Genomic DNA, 18,895 nt, shown 5'->3' with positions numbered 1-18,895 from the left:
GTGAGACTGAAAGCCCTCGTCGCTTCGCTGGCCGTAGCGGTCGGCCTGAGCATGATCTCGCCACCACCGGCGTCGGCCGCTGAGCCGGATCCCGGTGCGGCCGCCAGCAAGATCGCGTCGGACCTGAAGGGCCGCTTCCGCACGGAGCCGGTCTCCGACTTCTGGATCACGTTCGACACCAAGGCCGACCTCGCGCCGGCGAAGAAGATCGCCGACTGGACCACTCGCGGTCAGTTCGTCTACGACGCACTGAAGGCCTCGGCCAAGGCCTCCGCGGCGTCCGTCTCCGCCGAGCTCGACGCGGCGGGCGTGAAGTACACGTCCTACCCGCTCGTCAACGCCGTGCTCGTCAAGGGCGGCACGCAGAAGCTCGCGCTCGACGTCGCCTCGGTCGGGCAGGTCGCCAAGATCCATGCGTCGCCACAGGTCGCGCTGGTCGAGCCCGTGGACGAGAAGACGCCAGCCGACCAGGCCGTCCGCCCCGCCACCCCCGCGGCCACCGCCGAGGATGGCACCGTCTCGTGGGGTCTGGACGCCATTCACGCCCCCCAGGCCTGGGCCATGGGGGCCACCGGTGCGGGCATCACCGTGTCCAACCTCGACTCGGGCGTTCAATTCGACCACCCCGCCCTGATGCACCAGTACCGCGGCACGAAGCCCGACGGCACCGTCGACCACAACTACAACTGGATGGCCACCCGGGGTACGTGCACCGGCGCACCGTGCGACGACGACGGACACGGCACGCACACCATGGGCACCATGGTCGGCGACGACGGCACCAACCACGTTGGCGTCGCCCCGGACGCGCAGTGGATCGCGACAAACGGCTGCTGCGACAGCACCGGCGTCGAGTCGTTGCTCCAGTCCGGCTGGTGGTTGCTCGCCCCGACCGACGTCCACGGGAACAACCCCGACCCGTCCAAGCGCCCTCACGTCATCAACAACTCGTGGGGCCAAAACGCCGAGCACAACTTCGACGACTTCTTCCAGGCCATCGACGAGGCCTGGAGCGCCGCGGGCATTTTCAGCGTCTGGTCATCGGGTAACACCACGCCGTACGCGGCCTGCGACACCGTCTCCTCGCCCGGCTCCGCCGAGAGTGCCTACTCGGTCGGCGCCTACGCGTCGAACGGCACGCTCGCGTTATTCTCCCGCAAGGGCGAGGGTGAAGGTGGCCGGATCAAGCCCGAGATCTCCGCTCCGGGCGTCGCCGTCCGTTCGTCCTACCCGAACGACAGTTACACCGAGATGTCCGGCACATCGATGGCGGCTCCCCACGTCGCCGGCGCCGTCGCCGGCCTGTGGAGCTACGACCCGACCCTCATCGGGCAGGTCGAGGAGACCCGCCGCCTGCTGGCCGAGTCGGCCGTCGACGTCGACGACACCGAGTGCGGCGGCACCGCCGACTTCAACAACAAGTACGGCGAAGGCCGGCTCGACCTTGTCCGCCTGCTCGAGCTCGCACCCCGGCAGGGCGGCACCCTCACCGGTGTCGTCACCGCCAACGGCGCCCCGGTTCCCGCCGTCGACGTGACGATCAGCGGACCGTTCAGCCGGTCCATCGGGACCGACAAGGACGGCCGGTTCACGATAAATCTCCCGGTCGGCGACTACCAGATCAGCACCAAGGTCTTCGGGTACCTGACCGCGACCGCGAGCGCCACGGTCACCCTCGGCCAGAACACCTCGGTTGAGGTTCCCCTCACCGCCGCCGCGCGCCACGACATCAGCGGCAGGGTCATCGACGACAAGAGGCAGCCCGTCCCGAACGCCGACGTCTCCGTCAAGGACACGCCGCTGGACGCCGTGCGCACGGACGCCAACGGCGCTTTCACGATCGCCGGTGTGCCGGAGGGCCAGTACGGGCTCGCCGTCACGCCCAACGCCTGCTTCTCGCCGACGTTTGTCCCGCTGACCGTCGGTGCCGAGAACGAGTCGCTGGAGATCCCGATCGGGCTCGTCGTCGACAAGGGCGGCTACAGCTGCTCCCTCTCTGAGGGGGAGTACCTGCGCGGCACCGACCCGGTCGCGTTCACGAGCGGCGTGTGGGCGACGGTGCACCTGCCGTTCCCGATCGCGCTCTACAACGGCAGCCACGACACCCTCGGAATCAGCCTGCGCGGCGTGATCTCCCCGGACACCTCCACCGGACCCGGCACCGGCGGTGCGGGCATCTTCCCGTTCTACGTCCCGTCCCCCGTCGAGTTCGCCCCCGGCGGGGGAGTCTTCACGACGGCCACCAAGGTCGACGGCGAGGACGCGTTCGTCATCGAGTTCCGCAACGCCAAGATCTGGGCCTACCCGATCCGGTCTGAGTACACGGAGCCGGTCAGCTTCTCGGCCACGCTCACCCGCTCGGGCAAGGTGATCTTCGGGTACGGCGACGGCATCGGGACCGACGACCCGGTGACCGGCGGCGCCCGCACCATCACCGGCATCCAGGGCTGGGCCGGTGTGGACGGCATCCGGTTCTCCGACAACGTCCCGGTGCTCCACGACGGGATGATCGTCACCTACGACCTTCCGGACTGGGGCTACCTCGACGCGACCGTCGTCGACAAGAACGACGGGCTGCCGGTGTCCGGGGCCAAGGTCTCGCTCACCGACGAGAACGGCCTCGTCGAGAGCGTCACGACCAACGGGACGGGCATCGTGCATCGCCAGCTGCCGGTCGCCGACTACACGATGACCGTCGAGGCGCCGAACTACGTGACGGGGTCGTACGACTTCACCCTCGACAAGCTCTACGCGAAGGCGACGGTCGACGCGCGCCTCACCACGGGCGTCGCCGGCCTGAAGGCGAGCGGCCTCGACGCCGTGATGGGAACCGACCAGAATGGTGTGGGCTCGCTGACGCTGACCAACAACGGTTCCGCCCCGCTCACGTACGACCTGGGCGAGGCCGCGCGCCACCCCGAGCTCGACGCCGCCGGCGCCACCACGCGCACCGGGACGGGTGCGGACAGCACGATCGACCTCACCGCGTGGAAGGCCGGTGCGAGCGGCATGAAGCCGTCGAACGTCGACGGCAAGGCTGCGACGGCGAGCGCCGCGGAAGCACAGGCGGCCGGCAAGGTCGGTACGACCTCCGGCGGCGACGTCATCACCCGCATCGAGATCCCGGGAACGATCGCGCAGAAGGAGCCCTCCGGCATCGGGTACGACGGCGACGTCTGGGTCCACGACTACAACGCGCGGACCAACACCGCCTACACCGTGACGGGCAAGCCGACCGGCAAGGTCTTCGACGCCTCGTGGAACCCCAAGTACCGGGCGTTCGACATGGCGCTCGACACCAAGACCGGTGACATGTGCCAGATGGAGGACAGCCCGGCCAGCTACATCCACTGCTTCGACCGGGAGACCGGAAAGGAAACCCGGCAGATCAAGGGTGACTGGTCCACGCTGCAGCTGACCGGACTCGCCTACAACCCGACCGAGGACGTGTTCTACGTCGGCGGCCGGGCGAACGGCATGATCGGAACCGTCGCCGGGACGTCGCACGATAACGCGGGTGCGCTGCTGTCCTTCTGCGCCCCGCCGCTGCCCGAGGTGATGGGCCTGGCCTACAACCAGGCCTCCGACACCATCTGGTACACCGACCTCACCTCGAACAGGCCCACCCGCCTGCTGCAGGTCGACCCCGACGACTGCTCGCTCGTCAACGCGTGGTGGTTCCCGGGCCAGAAGGCGGGCCAGGGTGGCGGCCTCGAGACCGACTCGACCGGGGCGCTGTGGGCGGCGGACCAGATCGCCGATGACGTCGTGCTGGTCGACGTCGAGGACGACCTGCTCACCGACCTGCCCTGGCTGTCGCTCTCCTCGACCGGCGGCACCCTCGCCCCGGGCGAGTCGACGACGGTCAAGGTCTCGCTCTCCTCGAAGGACGCCGCCCCGGGCATTCTCGGCGCGAACATCGTCGTGTGGTCCGACTCCGGACGGCAGCCCAAGACCTACGTCCCAGTGACGCTCACGACCACGAGGTACCAGGTCGGCGTCAACGCCGGCGGCCCCTCGTTCACCGACGCCTCCGGCTACACCTGGTCTGGCGACCAGGCGGCCGGTGACGGGGCGTGGGGCTACGCCGGGAAGGGCAAGACGATCTCCGCGAGCGCCGCGATCGAGGGCACCGAGGACGACGCCCTGTTCCAGTCCCAGCGCACCACGCCGGGCAAGGACCTGGTCTACACGTTCCCCGACGCGCCGAAGGGCACCTACGCCATCGACCTCGGGTTCGCGGAGATCGAGCAGGTGAACCAGGGCAAGCGGGTGTTCGACGTCCTCGTCGACGACGAGCTGACGCAGTACGCCTACGACGCCGTGGGAGCCGTCGGCCCGAACGCCGCCGACTGGCACACCGCCGTCGTTAAGCACGACGGCGGTCCGCTGACCGTGGAGCTGCGGGGCGGGAAGGGCCTGCGGGCCCCGAGCATCGCGGCGCTGCGCGTGACGCTCGATCCGCGCGGAGACAAGGCGGAGCCGGAGCCCCAGCCCGAGCAGCCGGAGCCGGGCCCCGTGCCGGTGGCCCCCGCCGGTCGCTCGTACTCGATGAAGGTGACCGACGGGCTCTACCGCCAGGGTACGAAGGAGTCCGGGTGGCACGGCGATGACGTCTGCGGCGTGCTGTGGTTCGACTCCAGCTTCCTGTTCCCGTTCTACGACACGGCCTGGGACGGCGTGTGTGTGACGACGAACGGCGCGCTGATCTTCGACCGGGCCAGCACCGTGGGGAACAACACGGCGCTGCCGTCGCCATACGCGTTCGACGCGATCTATCCGCTCTGGGACGACCTGGTCGTCGACGACCAGGCGGGCATCTACTTCGGCACCACCGAGGTGGACGGCCTGGCCGCTGAGGTCATCGAGTGGCGCAACGCCGCCTTCTACAGCGACAGAGCGGCCCGGGTGAGCTTTTCGGTCACCCTGATCGCGGACGGCCGCATCCAGATCGGGTACGGCGACGGCATCGGCGGCGACAACCCCGTCACCCGCGGGTCGTCGGCAACGGTCGGCCTGGAGAGCCTGACGCGCAACCCCGCGAGCCAGTACTTCTTCAACCAGCCCATCCTGACGGCCGGTCTGGGGCTGGAGTACACCCTCCCGGCTGCGGGCACGATCGAGGGCACGGTCACCGACGCGAACGACGGCAAGCCGATCGCGGGCGCGATCGTCACGCTCAGGGGGCCGAGCGGTGACCGGGTTATCACCGCCGACGAGAAGGGCCGGTGGAAGGCCCAGGCGCTGGTCGGCGAGAACACCGTGCAGGTCTGGGCGCCGAACTATGTCACGGCCAGCCACCCCGTGACCATCGCCAAGAAGGATCAGGCAGAGGTGGTTGACGCGGCGTTGACCACGGGCGTCACAACCGTCACGGGAGGTAACCTCGACTGGCTCCTCGGCCCGGGCCAGAAGGCGACCGCCGACGTGACCGTGACCAACACCGGCTCCGCCCCGCTCGAGGTGCGGCTCAGCGAGCAGAAACGCACCAGCGACGGCGGGCACGAGGCCGCCGACCTTCCGTGGCTGACCCTCACGGGCGCGGCCGCGGCCGGCACGGTCAAGCTCGCGGTAGGCGAGTCCACCACGGTCACGGCAACGGCCGACAACGCCGCCGTCGAGCCCGGCGTGCTCGTCGGGGACGTGCTCGTGGCGTCGAACGCCGGCAAGGGCGAAGCCCAGCTCAGGCCGGTCCGCCTGGCGACCTCGGCCTACTGGAAGGGCGTCGACGTGGGCGGGTCCGGGCACGTCGGTGCCGACGGCTTCGTCTGGTCGCCCGACCAGGAACTCGGCTCGCGGCCGTGGGGCTACGTCGGCGGCAGGGCGCGTGCCACCAAGGCCGACATCGGCGGCACGGAGGACGACGACCTGTTCCGCACCCAGCGGACCGGCGAGACGTTCGCCTACGTGTTCAAGAACGCGCCCGCCGGGACGTACCGGATCGGCCTCGACTTTGCGGAGATCGAGAAGGTCAATGCCGGCAAGCGTGCCTTCGATGTTCTGGTCGACGGCAAAGCCGTGCTCCACGACCACGACGTGCAGGCGAGGGCGGGTGCGCTGACCGCGGACGTGAACACGGTCACCGTCGAGCACGCCGGTGGCGATCTGAAGGTCGAGCTTCGCCGCGAGATCGGCGAGCGCGACCCGATCCTCAACGCCCTGAAGGTCCAGCAGGACCCGCGCCTATGAGATAGCCAACCAATCCGCCAGCAGTGGTCAGAGCCTCCTCGGAAAGGATCGCCGTGGAGGCTCTGACGACGACTACCGAGTTTGCGGCTTCCGACCGTACGCGCGCACTTGGTGGCAAAGAATCCAAGTTCCTCGTCAGTGGCGACGCGCCAGACGACGAAGCGCGTTGCCCGCCACTGTGCCTGCCGATAATTGCGTCCGCCCAGCTCACGGCCATGTGGGCCGTGCACGGGCGCGTGCGAGCTCCGGGCCTCAGATGAGGGAGACGCATGCGGAATGATGATCGGCTGTGCTCCTTCGCCTGGCCTATCTCGCTGCCACGAACGCCTTCGCAGCATTGCGGTTGCTGCCGATGGGCGATCGGGACAAGGATGTCGAGATACTCGTCCTGCGCCATCAGATCACCGTGCTTGAACGGCAGCTCGGCGCCGATGCCAGGGTGCGGTTCGCGCCTGAGGATCGAGCCCTCTTGGCTGCGCTGCTGACCTCCTTGTCGCGTGAGGTCCTGCGCAGGGTCCGGCTGCTGGTCCGGCCGGATACCGTCTTGCGCTGGCACCGTGATCTGATGAAACGGCGTCACGCGCGCACTTGCCGGCCGAAGCGGCGAGGGCGACCGCCCACGGTCCGCTCCATCCGAGTCCTCATCCTGCGCCTGGTTCGCGAGAACCCTGGCTGGGGATATCGGCGCGTGCATGGTGAGCTCACCACACTTGGCATCAAGGTCGAGCTTCAGGCACTGGTGAACGCGGTCGACATCACAGATTGATCGCCCGAATTGACCTGCAGGAGCTGAAGAGTGCCCTGTGGCCTGCCACGGCTCAAGCTGCGGGCACGTGACGGTGCGTTTGGAGCACGTGCCGAGCACAGGGACCGTCGTCTATACGTAATGCCGACGTGCTCCGCGGTGCTGAATCCATTGTGTGGCGCCTGTCCCGCTTCAAAATCCATCGCGTAAGGCTTGAGCTGGGAGTTCTCTGGAGTGGCTACGCGGCTCGGTGGTACTCGTTGATCAGCCCGCCGAGCACCCTCCGGCGTTCGATCCGGCCTTCCAGCGGCGCGACGGTCCGCTCGTCGTGATCGGGTGGTCGCTGCGCGCGGGACTGGTGCGGCCGATGACCGTTATAGTGAGCGGCGTACTCGGTCAGCACTGACCGAAGATGCCGTTCGTTGTAGATCAGCATGCGGTCGGTGCACTCGGCCCGTACCGTACGGACCCATCGCTCGGCGTAGCAGTTGGCCCGCGGCGTGCGCGGGGCGCAGCACCAGGGCTCGGATGGTAGGTCGGATCGGTGGCCGTCCCGGGCCGTGCTTAGGGTAGGTCCAACGTCGCTTCACCAGGTCGGCATGCCAGCGCAAGAGCGTCCGCGGGGTAACGAACAGGTGACATCGACGGCGTCGGGACAGGAGTCGCGCGAGCGCGGAAATGATGGCCCGGTCCGCCCAGGACGGCCGGGGAACCGCCACCTGGCGCCGGAGCACAGCCAGCTGATGCCGCAACACCAAGATCTCCGCATCCTTGGACGCCTGTGATCGCGCAAGCAGCGCGATCCAGCCAAATGCTCGTAAGACGATCAAGTACAGCAGCCGCAGAGCCACCCTGCGATCCTGCCGGAGCCGAACCATCGAACACGGCAAAACCCCAGATCAAACCCTGTGACACAATATTCGGCACCCACAGGCTCAGCAGTGTGGGCGGCGGCCGCTACGAGATCATCAACCGCGGCACCGGCATCGCGCTGGACGGCGCGGGCAACGCGACCGTCGGTTCGGACGTCGTGTGGATGCCGAACGGCAGCACGAGCAACCACGGGACCATCACCATCGCCTGGCGGCACGAAGACCATCGGGCCGGCCCCCACCCGCGAGGTGGGGGCCGGCCCGGCGGGGTTGGCGCGTCAGGCGGTCAGCGCTGGAGCGTCAGCACGCCCGGCCGCCAGGGCAAGGAGTTGTAGGCCGTGCCGTCGGAGCGCGGGTCGCGCCCCTGGTAGAGGAGTTGGAGGTTGCAGGGGTCGATGGTCTTGGTCTGGTCGGGGTTGGTGCGCACCAGGTCGCCGTGGCTGATGTCGTTGGTCCACGTCGCGCCGCTGTTGGCCTTGCCGGCGAACGGGTTGCTCTCGGTCGCGGCCTGCGGGGTCCAGGAACCACTCAGGCTGGTTGCCGTGAACGAGCGGAAGTAACGCCCGTTCGCGCCGATGGCCTCCACGAGCATCAGGTACTGGTTCTGGTCCTTGACCTTGTAGACCTCGACCGCCTCGAACAGGTTCGCCGTCGTGTCGCTCATGATCGTCGTGTAGGACGTGCCGAAGCTGCCCGGGAAGTTCCCGATCGGCATGCTGGCACGGTAGATGTTCCCGTTGTCACCGGCGAAGAACAGGTACATGTTCGTGCCGTCGCCGATCAGCGTCTGGTCCAGGGCGCCGCCGCCGGGGATGTTCCCCGAGAAGAGTTCCTGCGGCGCGGACCACCCGTTCGCGTTGGTGGGGTCGCTTGAGGTCCGGTAGCTGAACGTGGTCGGACCCCACTGGTAGGTGAGTACCCAGATGTTCTTCGGGGCGAAGTAGAACAACGTGGGCGCGACGGTGCCAAGATTCATCGTGTTCTGCGGGGCCGAGGCCATGTCCGACCAGTTCGTGAACGGCCCGAAGTTCATCGAGCCGTAGTGCTGCCCAGCCGAGTCGACCGTCGACCCGTAGACCACGTGCTTGCCGTTGTAGACGACGTTGGTGAAGTCCTTGAGCGAAACCCAGCCCGCCTTCGGCGTCGCCAGCGCGCCCGTCGAGGACCAGCGGTACGTCGACGGAAGAGAACACGTCCCCGGCGTGGTGCCGCCCACACGGACCAGTTGCCACTGCTGGTTCGAGCCGTTCCAGTCGCCGTACTGCACGACGGCCGCCCCGTCCGCGGTCGACAGGCCCGTCACTTCCACGGCCTTGCCGCTGTTGCGGTTGATCAGCCGGACATAGCCGCCATCGGAATCCACGAGTCGGAACTGCTGGTTGGTGCTGTTGTTGTCCGTCCACTGCTGGACCTTCGCGCCGTCCGCGGTCGACCAGCCGTCGACGTCGAGCACCTTGCCGGAGTTCTTCGACTTCAACCGGTAGTAGCCGCCCCCGGAGTCCACGAACTGCCACTGCTGGTTCGCCCCGTCGTGGCGCGCCCACTGCTCGATCACCGCCCCGTCGGCCGTGGAGGCACCCGTGACGTCCATCGCCTTGCCGCTGTTGCGGTTGACCAGCACGTACCAGGCGTTCGTGTCGACGGTCGCCGCCGACGCCGCACCGGGGGTGAGCGCGACCGCCGACACAGCGGCTAAAACGGCCGTGACCGCGGTGATCAGGACGGACTTGAAACGGCTGCGTCGAACGCGACCCGCATGCCGGCGCACCGCCGGCGGTGACACGCCCGCTCCGGCCGAAACCATCGAACTCAAGGCGATTCTCCTTCGGTGTCAGCGCCCGCGCGAGGCGCGTTATGCGTCGCAGAAGAGCCCGTTCCCCCACTCCGGGTTTGGTCGCCACGGGAGGCTGCCGTTGTTGCGCTCCGACTCGCCGTGGGAACGTCATGGAAGCTTCTTGTCAAGGGTGATGTTAGCGCTAACATTCGTACCGCAAAGCGGCTTACACCATGGAGGGGAAGGGTGACCACCTGTCGCTCGTGACGTTGCCAGATTATTCAGGGACATTCAAGAGGTAACCGTTGACGAACTCCGGTCCTCCCGTACCGAGCGGATGTTCGTTCCAAATAAGACCGAGCGAACCGAATTGCGCTCCTCGACACTTCCCGGTCTCAATTGGGTGTGCTTCGCCAGCTCCTCCGGACGTCGATCGCGTCGCGGTCCCCCCGGGCAACCGGCAGTCCCGTCGAGACTGTGATCAGCCAGCCGGTGCGGCGGGGTGGGCGTGCCGCGTCGGCCAGCGCGCTGACGGTGCTGCAGCGGGCGCCGCGCACGGCCGGATTCGGGCCACTGAACCTGACTCCGCGCTAGGGGAAGACCTGGCGTCCGGCCAGGTCGCCCCGCCGATTACGGGCCACCTCCGCCGCAGGCACGGCGAGATGCATTGCTCGCCGCACTCTACCTGACCGCCCGACCGGATCCACTACCCGATCCGAAGCCCCAACCGACATCGCGGGCCTGACCGACCTGCCCGCCACCCTGCCGGACGCCGAGCGCTACACCTACGTCTACCAGGGGAACGCCCAGATCCTCGAGACCACCTGCTGCTGTCACCGCCCCTCGCGTCCGCGGGCTGTGGCTACGTGCGGTGCGCGTGATGGCGCAGCCGTTGATTCCGAGGTTCACGCCGCGTCCGCCGCACGACAGGCCAGGCCCTCAAGCCGATGTTCCGGGCGATTCCGCGCATCCGCCCACGGCGAGGCCCGCGCCGCTTCCGCCCTGCCAAGCTGCACGCCGACAAGGCCTACGACATCGACCACCTGCGCCGCTGGTTACGCGACCGCGGCACCACCCCGCGGATCGCCCACAAGGGCATCGACTCCTCCGACTGGCTCGGCCGACACCGATGGGTCGTGGAACGCACGATCTCCTGGCTGACCGGCTACCGCCGCCTGACCATCCGCTACGACCGCCACGCCGACAACTACTGCGCCTTCGCCACCTCGCCGCAGCACTAACCTGCTTCAAACGACTCGCCAAACTCGCCACGTGAGACGTGGTCTAAGGCCTGGTGGAAGCCGGGCTCGAGGCCAGGCGCAGTGCCTGGCCCCGAGCTGTCGTCACGGAATCAGGCTCCACTGCTGGTTGGCGCCGCCCCAGCAGTCCCACAGCTGCAGGTTTGCTCAGCTGGCTGCTCAAGGCGACGAGGTTTGATTCTGTTGTGCAGCGTTGATCGGGGGTCCATTAGACGTGGTGTGCCCACGCGGGCACACCAGCGATCTTGCACAACTCATCCAGATGCGAGGATGCCCGGCGATCGGCGAAGCTGCTGCACTGCGTGGGCGTGATCGTTGTCAGGTAGAGCCCATGGCCCGGTGAGGCTCGGGGGCGTCGAGCAGGCGATAAACACGGGACGCCATTTGGCGGCGAATACCAAGTAATACACGCCATTCCGCTTGTAGACGCAAGCCGTCTTCGAACGGTGTCGGTCGGCTCGAGTGGGCCGTGCCTGACCCAGCGCGAACCATCAATGCTTCGACCATCAGCCCGCCGAGCGCGTGGCGATCGCGAGAGAGCGGGACAACGGACGCCTGCCATGTGGCTCGCCCGGCTTGATACGGCAAAGCCGGGCTAGCAGGGATAGCCTTATGACTCATATGCGCCTACATCCGGTGACTGCCACGCCCGCCGCGACCGCGGTCTTCACCACGGTTCTTACCCACGGGCCGATCTCCCGAAGAGATATCGCGAAAATCACCGGACTTTCGTCCGCAGCGGTCACCCAGGTCGCCAGACCCATCCTGGAGGCCGGATACTTGGACGAACTCCCGAGCGATGGCCGCACCGGCGCCCGTCTGGGGCGTCCGGTCGCGCCCTTGGCCGTCCGGGCCGACCGGGAGCACTTCGTCGGTGTGAAGATCACTGAGACCGAGCTGATCGTGGTGCTCACCGACCTTCGCGCTCAGGTTCGGAGCGCGAGGCACCTGCCCCTCGCGACCAAGGATGTGCCCGCCGTGGTGGAGGCCGTTGCGCAGGTCGTGACCGATCTGGCCGGTGGAGGCGAGCAGACACACTGCCTGGGCATCTCGGTCGCCGGCGACGTGGACCAGGCGAGCGGCCTGGTTCGCTACAGCCCCTTCATGGGGTGGCAGGACGTACCGCTTGCCGACCTCGCCGCCACTGCCACCGGGTTGACGGTGACGGTCGAGAACGACGTCAATGCCCTCGCCGTGGCCGAGCAGTGGTTTGGCGAGGGGGTCGGCACGACCACGTTCGCCGTCATGACCGTAGGGGTTGGCATCGGCTGCGGCCTGGTGATCAACGGCGCCCTGGTCACGGGTGGCTACGGTGTCGCAGGCGAGATCGGGCATATCCCGGTCTCAGCCTCCGGACCGGCCTGCTATTGCGGGGGGCGGGGCTGCCTGGAGGCGATCGCCTCCGAACCGGCGATCGTCACGCAGGCGCGGGCGGTGACCCGCGACATGGGGCTCGATCTTCCCGGAGCCGTTGATCTGGCCCATGCCGGGCATCCGGCTGTACGGGAGGTCTTCGCGATCGCCGGGCGAGCGATCGGGCGAGGTCTCGCGGCAATGGTGAACCTGGTCGGCCCGGAGAAGGTCGTCGTCACCGGCGAGGGGCTGGCCGCGTACGACCTGTTCGAGGAACACATCAGGGAGACCTTCACCGCGCAGGCATTCGGCGCCGCTGGAAAGTGTCCGCTGGTCATCCGGCCGTTGCCGTTCGAGGAATGGGCACGCGGCGCCGCTGCCGTGAGCCTCCAGAGGCTCTTCACCTCGCGATGAGGGCGGGCGCGCTGGTCTCCCGGGTGACGAGGGTGGCAGTCGGGCACCATCGATCCGCCACAGGTGCTCCTGCGATGAGATCCAGCGTCGAATCCGCCACCATCTGCCCGAAGAGGTGGACGTCCAGACTCATGGCGGTGAGCGCGGGCGAGGTGAGCCGGCACAGGCTGGAGTCGTCCCAGGCCATCAGGCTGAGCTCGTGAGGCACCCGGACACCCAGCTCTTTTGCGGCGTTGAGCCCCGCGACCGCCATCAGGTCGTTGTCGTAGACAATCGCTGTGGGAGGATCCGGCCGGTTCAGCAACATCTCCGTCAGCTTGGCGCCCGACTCCTCCGAATAGTCCCCCTCCTCGACGATCGCTTCGATACCTGCCGCACCCGCGGTCTGGAGCAGTGCCCTGGTGCGGGTCCGGGTGTGGAGCAGGGTGTTCGGACCGCTGATCCGTGCGATCCGGCGATGACCGAGATCATGCAGATGGGAGACGGCTTGGTGAACCGCGCCCTCGTCGTTGGTCCGCACGGTGGGGGCGTCACCGGCCGGTTCGCCCGCCACCACGACGGGTATGCCCAGCTCCCGCAGGGCGGCAGGCCTGGTGTCGTGAACGGCCCTGTTCACCAGCACGACTGCGTCGACGGTGCGGTGGGCGGCCCATCGCCGGTATGCCGCCACTTCCTGTTCGTGTGTGGTCACGACGTGCAGCAGCACGGACCGGTCGTGTTCTGCGAGCCGCTCTTCGATGCCCGCGATGAACTCCATGAAGAACGGCTCGGCGCCCAGGAGCCGGGAAGGTCTTGCCAGGACGAGGCCAACCGCGTCGGCGATGCTCATGTCACCGCACTCAACCCGTTGGCGCTGGTCAGCACCTCTGGGGCGGCCAGTTGATCCGGCCACTCCAGCACCGAACGCGTGCGCACGAGGAAGACTTGCGACGCCCCCGCCGGTAACGACACCAGCATCTCGTCGACCACGGCGTCGGGTATCACCCTGTCTGCCAGCAGGGCGACGTCACGTGCGAAGGAGGTGGCTCGCACCTCGACACGGTAGCCGCCGTCGACAGGCTGAACAGTGCCGGTCAACGGCCGCGGATCGTAGGCGACATCGCGGTCCTCGGCGAACAGATGGCACAGACGCGTGCCCTCGCCTGTCACGATCGTGAGCACCTCCCTGGTCTGGTCATCCGGCTTCAGGAGCTCACCCGGCAGCTCGACCGGCGCGACCGATCGAGGCGGTACGGCGAGCTCCAGCTGCCGTCCGGCCAGTTCCTCGCCGTCGAACGTCTGGCGGGATGCAGTCGCCACGGTCCGCCATGGCTCGTCATGGTCATTGACGGCGACCAGGACCCAGCGACCGTCTCTGGGCTGGAGGGTCAGCAGGCGGGGCGCGAAGGCGTGCCTGAGGGCGAAGTAGAGCGGCTTGGCCCGCCCCTCGTAGTCCACCGCGGACCACGAGATGGCCGGCCAGCAGTCGTTGAGCTGCCACACCAGCGCACCGGCCGTCCGGGGCCACCAGGAGCGGAAGTGCTCGACACCCAGCGCCACCGCTCTTGCCTGGTTGAGCTGCGTCGCCCAGTGCCAGTCGGCGAACGTGCCGGGGACGGGCAGGTGCGGGCGCAGCCCCCGATCGAGGTTGTGGTCGCCGTTGACGGCCTTCTGGTGCTGCAGGAACACCGGGGAAGCCGGCGTCAGCGGCTCGTCGTGGATCCAGCGGGCCATCGTGGCCGAGGCCGGCGGGCCCTGGAACCCGAACTCAGCGCAGAAGCGGGGAATGTGGTCGCGGTAATGGACGTAGTCCACGACGTTCCACACCGCCCACTCGTGCCGGGTGCCGTGGTCGGAATCGTTGGGCGGCAGGGTGCCGGGGCTGAACGGGCTGCCGGGCGCGTACGCCCGGGTGGGATCCAGCTCGGCCACGATCCCGGGCAGCAGTTCGGTGTAGTAGGCCTGCCCCCAGGTGCGGCCCTCCAGGCTGTCACGCCAGCCGGGCCAGTCGGTGTACGCCACCAGGTTCTCGTTGTTGCCGCACCACAGCGCGAGTGAAGGGTGGCTGGTCAGTCGTGCGACGTTCTCGCGCGCCTCGGCCTCGACCTCGCTCCACAGCGGCTCTTCCTCGGCGTAGAAGGCGCAGGCGAAGGGGAAGTCCTGCCAGACCAGGATGCCGCGTTCGTCGCAGACGTCATAGAAGTCGTCACTCTCGTAGATGCCGCCGCCCCAGACCCGCAGCATGTTCATGTGCGCGCCGACGGCCTGGTCGACGCGCTGGGCGATCCGCTCGCGGGTGATGCGGGTGAGGAAATGGTCGTCGGGGATCCAGTTGGCGCCCTTGGCGAAGATCGGCTTGCCGTTGACGACGAAGGTGAACGGCGTGCCGACCTCGTCCGGTTCGGTGTGCACGGTGATCGTGCGGAACCCGACGCGCCGCCGTACCTCGTCCGCCGGGTTGTCGCGGTCCAGCAGGGTGACGGTCAGCTCGTACAGTGGCTGATCGCCGTGGCCGACCGGCCACCACAGCCGGGCCTGAGGCACGAGCACGGTCAGCACGGCCGATTCCCCGGACGCGGTGGTCCGGGCTTCGTGGCCGCCCACCCTGGCCACCACGGTGTAGGCGTCGTCTCTGGCTCGATCGAGCCGCACGTGGACCTCGACGCGTCCGGTGCCATCCTCGTCCACCGTCACCAGCGGGCGTACCTGCGCCAGACGGGCGCTGTCCCAGCGTTCCAGGCGCACCGGCTTCCAGATGCCCGCCGTCTGCAGATCGGGGCCCCAATCCCAGCCGAACGAGCAGGCCATCTTGCGGATCGCGTTGTAGGGGTGGGCGTATGCGCGCTGGCGTCGGCCCAGTCTCGCCTCCAGTTCCTCGGCGTGGCGCAGCGCCGAGCGGAGGTTGACCACCAGCTCGTTCGGGCCGTCACGCACGAGGCCGGCCACGTCGAAGCGGAAGCCGCGGTGCATGTTGGCGGTATGTCCGAGGAGTTCGCCGTTGAAGTGGACGCTCGCCACCGTGTCGATCCCGTCGAAGACGAGGTCCACCCGCTCGCCCGGGCGGGCGGATGTCGACTGGAAGGTGGTGGAGTAACACCAGTCGGTGTGATGCATCCAGGAGAGGAGCGTTTCGTTCCGGTCGAGATAGGGATCCGGGATCAGTCCCGCTTCGAGCAGATCGAGGTGTGTGCTGCCCGGTACGCGGGCGTCCACCTCCCGGCCTGCGATGGACTCCGGCACCGGCCCGTCCACGGCGCGCAGCCGCCAGCCCTCAACTAAAGTCACGCACCTTTCTTACGTAGTGAATTAAAGAAAGTCAATGGATCGCCTCCGAGCTCAGATTCTCGGGCAACCGGGCCCCCAGGCTGAGAGGTACCAGCTCCGACTCGAGCACCAGCGCCGCCGCGCCCACAGCCGAGGCCGTGGCGGCCAGCCGCGAGAGCCGCACGTCCACCGCGGGCGACAGTTCCTTCTCTATCACCGGGAGATAGACCGAACCCGCGATGGAGAATCCAGGGCCCGTCAGCACGAGCACCTGGAGATCCATGATCGCGGAGAGCGTCCTGGCCGCCGCCGCGATGTAGCGGGCGGAGCGTTCCAGCAAGGCCAGCGCCCTCGGCTCGCCCCTGCGCGCCGAGCGACTGAGGGCGGCGAAGTCCGCCGCCACCGAAGGCTCTCGCGAGCGGCGCATGGGGACGAGCAGGTCCGCACGGGCCGCCGCGACGACCGCGGCGGGACCGGCCAGCACATCGAGGCAGCCTCGGGCACCGCACCGGCACCTCGGACCGTCCGCTTGGACACAGACATGCGCGAGGTCGCCCGCCTTCCTGCCGGGACCGCGATAGGTGATGCCGTTGATCACCAGGCCCGCGCTGATCCTGGTGCCCAGATAGAGCGCGGCGGCGGCGGAAGCACCCCCGAATCCGCCGGCCCAGTGCTCGCCCAGGGCCGCGGCCGTGGCGTCGTTGTCGAGCACCACGGGCAGACCGGTCGCCTGCTCGAGCGACTCGGAGAGGGGGAATCCCGCATCCGCGAAGACCACCCCGACTCCCAGCACGCGATGGCGCTCCACACCGGCGCTGTCGATCAGCCCGGAGATCTCCCGTGCCATGGCCTCCACTGCGGCGCGTGGCTCTTCCACACCCACTCCCGGCTTGGCCATCCGGGTGACGACGGCGCCGGCGAGATCCGTCAGGACGTAGACCATGCCGCCGTGATCGAGGTGCACGCCAACCGCGTACCTGGCCGAGTGATCTAGTCGCAGCAGGATCCGCCGCTTGCCACCCGTGGATTCCGCGCGGCCGGACTCGACGACCAGGCCCTCCTCGATGAGCTTGCGGACCACGGCAGTGATCGTCGGGCCGGTGAACCCGGTGGCCCCGACCAGGCCGGCCCGGCTGATCGTCCCCGCGGCTCGGATGGCGTCCAGGACCACAGCCTTGCTGCTCGCATGCGGCTTGGTCCTGGCTGCTGCGTTCATGGGCCCTCCATCCGCTCGACACTGCGAGGGTACAGGCGCTGTTGACTTACTTAAGTTGCTGAGTTAACAATCGGAACCGGCGCGCCGACAATTACATCACCGCTCGAGAGGACTCCGCGTGATGTCGGTGAGGAATGCACTAACCATGAGAACCGGGGCCGGGCTGGCCGCGTTGGCCTTAGCCATCACCGGATGTTCCTCGTCCGGCAGCTCACCGCGAGGATCGACCGGGGCACCGGTGGCCACGGGGGCACCGCCGATGCTCGTGATCTACACGGGCGCCACCGGCGACATGCAGGTCAACTTCAATCCCTTCAGCCCGGGCAGCCCGTCGACCGGGCCGATCTACGAGCCCCTCTTCTTCTACAACACCGCTCGGGCCGATCCCCCCCAGCCACGGCTGGGCCAGAAGTTCTCGTGGAACGCCGACGGCACGCAACTGTCGATCACGCTCCGCCAAGGCGTGAAATGGTCCGACGGCCAGCCGTTCACCGCCAGGGACGTGGTCTTCACGCTCGACCTGCTCGCCAAGAACAAGGCGTTGAACACCACCGGCTACCGCGGCAATGCGATCGCGGTGGACGACACCCACGTATCGGTCAAGTTCGACGAGCCGTCGTTCGTGGACGGTCCGCAGCTTCTCGGCCGCATCTACATCGTGCCTGAGCATGTGTGGAAGTCCGTGGCCGACCCCACGACCGCCCAGATGCGCAACCCCGTCGCCACCGGGCCCTACCTTGAGGACGACGTCAAGCCGCAGGCATACACGCTGAAGGCCAACCCGAGCCATTGGGGCGGGGAACCCGCGATCAAGCGCGTCCGCGTCCTGTCGCTGTCAGGCAACCAGGCAGGAGCAGCGGCGATCAGGGCCGGCCAGATCGACTGGCAGACCGGGCCCGTGCCGAATGTCAAGAACGCCGAGCAGGCCTACCCCGGCTACAAGGTCATCATCACTCCGGTGAACCAAATGGTGCTGGACACCTGCAGCAACCCGGACCTCGGTTGCAAGGGACCGCAGACCGACCCCGCCGTGCGCCAGGCGATCTACTACGCCGTCAACCGGACCCAGCTCAACGCGCTGGCCTTCGAGAACACCTCCAGCGAGATCTCGCCCAGCCTTGCCCTGCTGGAACGAGACCAGGCGTTCATCTCCGGCCGGCTGCAGAACAAGGTCGCGCCGATGCAGCCCGACGAGGCCAGGGCCCAGCAGATCCTGGAGGGCGCCGGTTACGCCAAGGGGGCCGACGGCATCTACGCCAAGGACGGCAAGCCCTTGCAGCTGACCCTCAAGACCGTCTCCGGCTGGACCGACTACATCACCGCGGTCAACGCGCTTTCCCAGCAGCTCAAGAAGGCCGGCATCAAGGTGACCGCGCAGCAGCTGTCCTTCAACGAATGGTCCGACGCCCGCGGGCGCGGCGACTACCAGCTGATCATCGACTCCCTCTTCCAGGGCCCGGCCGCCGACCCGTTCTACGTCTACAGCTACTTCTACGGCTCCGACACCACCGAGAAGGTCGGCAAGCAGGCCGGCACGAACGTCAGCCGCTTCACCGATCCCCAGGTCGACGCCGCCATCGCCGCGCTCAAGAAGATCGACCCGAAGGACACCGCCGCGCGGCAGCCGCAGTTCGACACCATCCAGACCCGCATCGAACAGGCCATGCCGTACATCCCGCTGCTCACCCAGGGCACGATCAGCGTCTACAACGCCACCAAGTTCACCGGCTGGCCGACCAAGGAAGACCTCTACGCCTTCCCGGCCGCCTGGCAGTCGCCGGACAACTCGGAGATCTACCGACGGCTCAAGCCCACCGGGAAATGAGCGCG

At 68.0% G+C, this 18,895-nt stretch carries 9 protein-coding genes and 2 pseudogenes; 6 read left to right on the top strand and 5 right to left on the bottom strand.

The annotated features are described in order from the left end of the window. Together ACQPWU_RS48400 and ACQPWU_RS48395 are read left to right on the top strand one after the other, a co-directional pair. Entirely contained in the window at positions 1 to 6,189 is a 6,189-nt protein-coding gene (locus ACQPWU_RS48400) for a S8 family serine peptidase (protein ID WP_433433023.1), read from the top strand. Positions 6,190 to 6,478: 289 nt separating this feature from the next. Continuing rightward, the gene (locus ACQPWU_RS48395; RefSeq protein ID WP_433433021.1) at positions 6,479 to 6,955 is read left to right on the top strand and encodes a hypothetical protein; all 477 of its coding nucleotides are present in this window, start codon (positions 6,479 to 6,481) and stop codon (positions 6,953 to 6,955) included. A 217-nt stretch (positions 6,956 to 7,172) separates the two neighbouring features. Here ACQPWU_RS48395 and ACQPWU_RS48390 read toward each other — a convergent pair. Next, a pseudogene (locus tag ACQPWU_RS48390) lies at positions 7,173 to 7,433 on the bottom strand (integrase core domain-containing protein); the annotation flags it as partial. A gap of 444 nt (positions 7,434 to 7,877) precedes the next feature. Between ACQPWU_RS48390 and ACQPWU_RS48385 the strand changes: the two are divergent. After that, positions 7,878 to 8,141 carry a hypothetical protein gene (locus ACQPWU_RS48385; protein ID WP_433433019.1) on the top strand — a complete coding sequence of 88 codons (264 nt, stop codon included), beginning with the start codon at positions 7,878 to 7,880 and terminating at the stop codon, positions 8,139 to 8,141. On the opposite strand, the gene ACQPWU_RS48380 is transcribed toward ACQPWU_RS48385, so the two are convergent. Further along, positions 8,093 to 9,610 (bottom strand): non-reducing end alpha-L-arabinofuranosidase family hydrolase, encoded by a 1,518-nt coding sequence (locus ACQPWU_RS48380; protein WP_433445479.1) that lies wholly within the window; start codon positions 9,608 to 9,610, stop codon positions 8,093 to 8,095. The genes ACQPWU_RS48385 and ACQPWU_RS48380 overlap by 49 nt on opposite strands. 926 nt (positions 9,611 to 10,536) lie before the next feature. Between ACQPWU_RS48380 and ACQPWU_RS48375 the strand changes: the two are divergent. Both ACQPWU_RS48375 and ACQPWU_RS48370 read left to right on the top strand, forming a co-directional pair. Next, positions 10,537 to 10,821, top strand: a pseudogene (locus ACQPWU_RS48375) (transposase); the annotation flags it as partial. Between the two features lie 630 nt (positions 10,822 to 11,451). Beyond that, a complete protein-coding gene (locus tag ACQPWU_RS48370) occupies positions 11,452 to 12,606 on the top strand; it encodes an ROK family protein (protein WP_433445478.1) in 1,155 nt (384 codons plus the stop codon). On the opposite strand, the gene ACQPWU_RS48365 is transcribed toward ACQPWU_RS48370, so the two are convergent. The 3 genes from ACQPWU_RS48365 to ACQPWU_RS48355 are packed head-to-tail and all read right to left on the bottom strand — an operon-like array spanning position 12,593 to position 17,065. Beyond that, positions 12,593 to 13,435 (bottom strand): LacI family DNA-binding transcriptional regulator, encoded by an 843-nt coding sequence (locus ACQPWU_RS48365; protein WP_433433017.1) that lies wholly within the window; start codon positions 13,433 to 13,435, stop codon positions 12,593 to 12,595. The two genes, ACQPWU_RS48370 and ACQPWU_RS48365, sit on opposite strands and share 14 nt — an antisense overlap. After that, entirely contained in the window at positions 13,432 to 15,870 is a 2,439-nt protein-coding gene (locus ACQPWU_RS48360; protein WP_433433016.1) for a glycoside hydrolase family 2 protein, read from the bottom strand. Before ACQPWU_RS48360 ends, ACQPWU_RS48365 begins: the two co-directional genes overlap by 4 nt. Positions 15,871 to 15,901: 31 nt before the next feature. Continuing rightward, positions 15,902 to 17,065 (bottom strand): ROK family protein, encoded by a 1,164-nt coding sequence (locus ACQPWU_RS48355; RefSeq protein WP_433433014.1) that lies wholly within the window; start codon positions 17,063 to 17,065, stop codon positions 15,902 to 15,904. A gap of 259 nt (positions 17,066 to 17,324) precedes the next feature. Between ACQPWU_RS48355 and ACQPWU_RS48350 the strand changes: the two genes are divergently transcribed. Further along, positions 17,325 to 18,890 carry an ABC transporter substrate-binding protein gene (locus ACQPWU_RS48350; RefSeq protein ID WP_433433012.1) on the top strand — a complete coding sequence of 522 codons (1,566 nt, stop codon included), beginning with the start codon at positions 17,325 to 17,327 and terminating at the stop codon, positions 18,888 to 18,890. Positions 18,891 to 18,895 lie beyond the last annotated feature (5 nt).

This window comes from Nonomuraea sp. CA-141351 (genome assembly GCF_050944675.1).
Taxonomy (GTDB): Bacteria; Actinomycetota; Actinomycetes; order Streptosporangiales; family Streptosporangiaceae; genus Nonomuraea.
This window is presented reverse-complemented; position numbering and strand designations above follow the sequence as displayed.

Excerpts from the sequence above, each read along its gene's own strand:
- ACQPWU_RS48380 (WP_433445479.1), bottom strand. The coding sequence starts at position 9,610 with ATGGTTTCGGCCGGAGCGGGCGTGTCACCGCCGGCGGTGCGCCGGCAT.
- ACQPWU_RS48370 (WP_433445478.1), top strand. The coding sequence starts at position 11,452 with ATGACTCATATGCGCCTACATCCGGTGACTGCCACGCCCGCCGCGACC.
- ACQPWU_RS48355 (WP_433433014.1), bottom strand. The coding sequence starts at position 17,065 with ATGAACGCAGCAGCCAGGACCAAGCCGCATGCGAGCAGCAAGGCTGTG.
- ACQPWU_RS48350 (WP_433433012.1), top strand. The coding sequence starts at position 17,325 with ATGCTCGTGATCTACACGGGCGCCACCGGCGACATGCAGGTCAACTTC.
- ACQPWU_RS48365 (WP_433433017.1), bottom strand. The coding sequence starts at position 13,435 with ATGAGCATCGCCGACGCGGTTGGCCTCGTCCTGGCAAGACCTTCCCGG.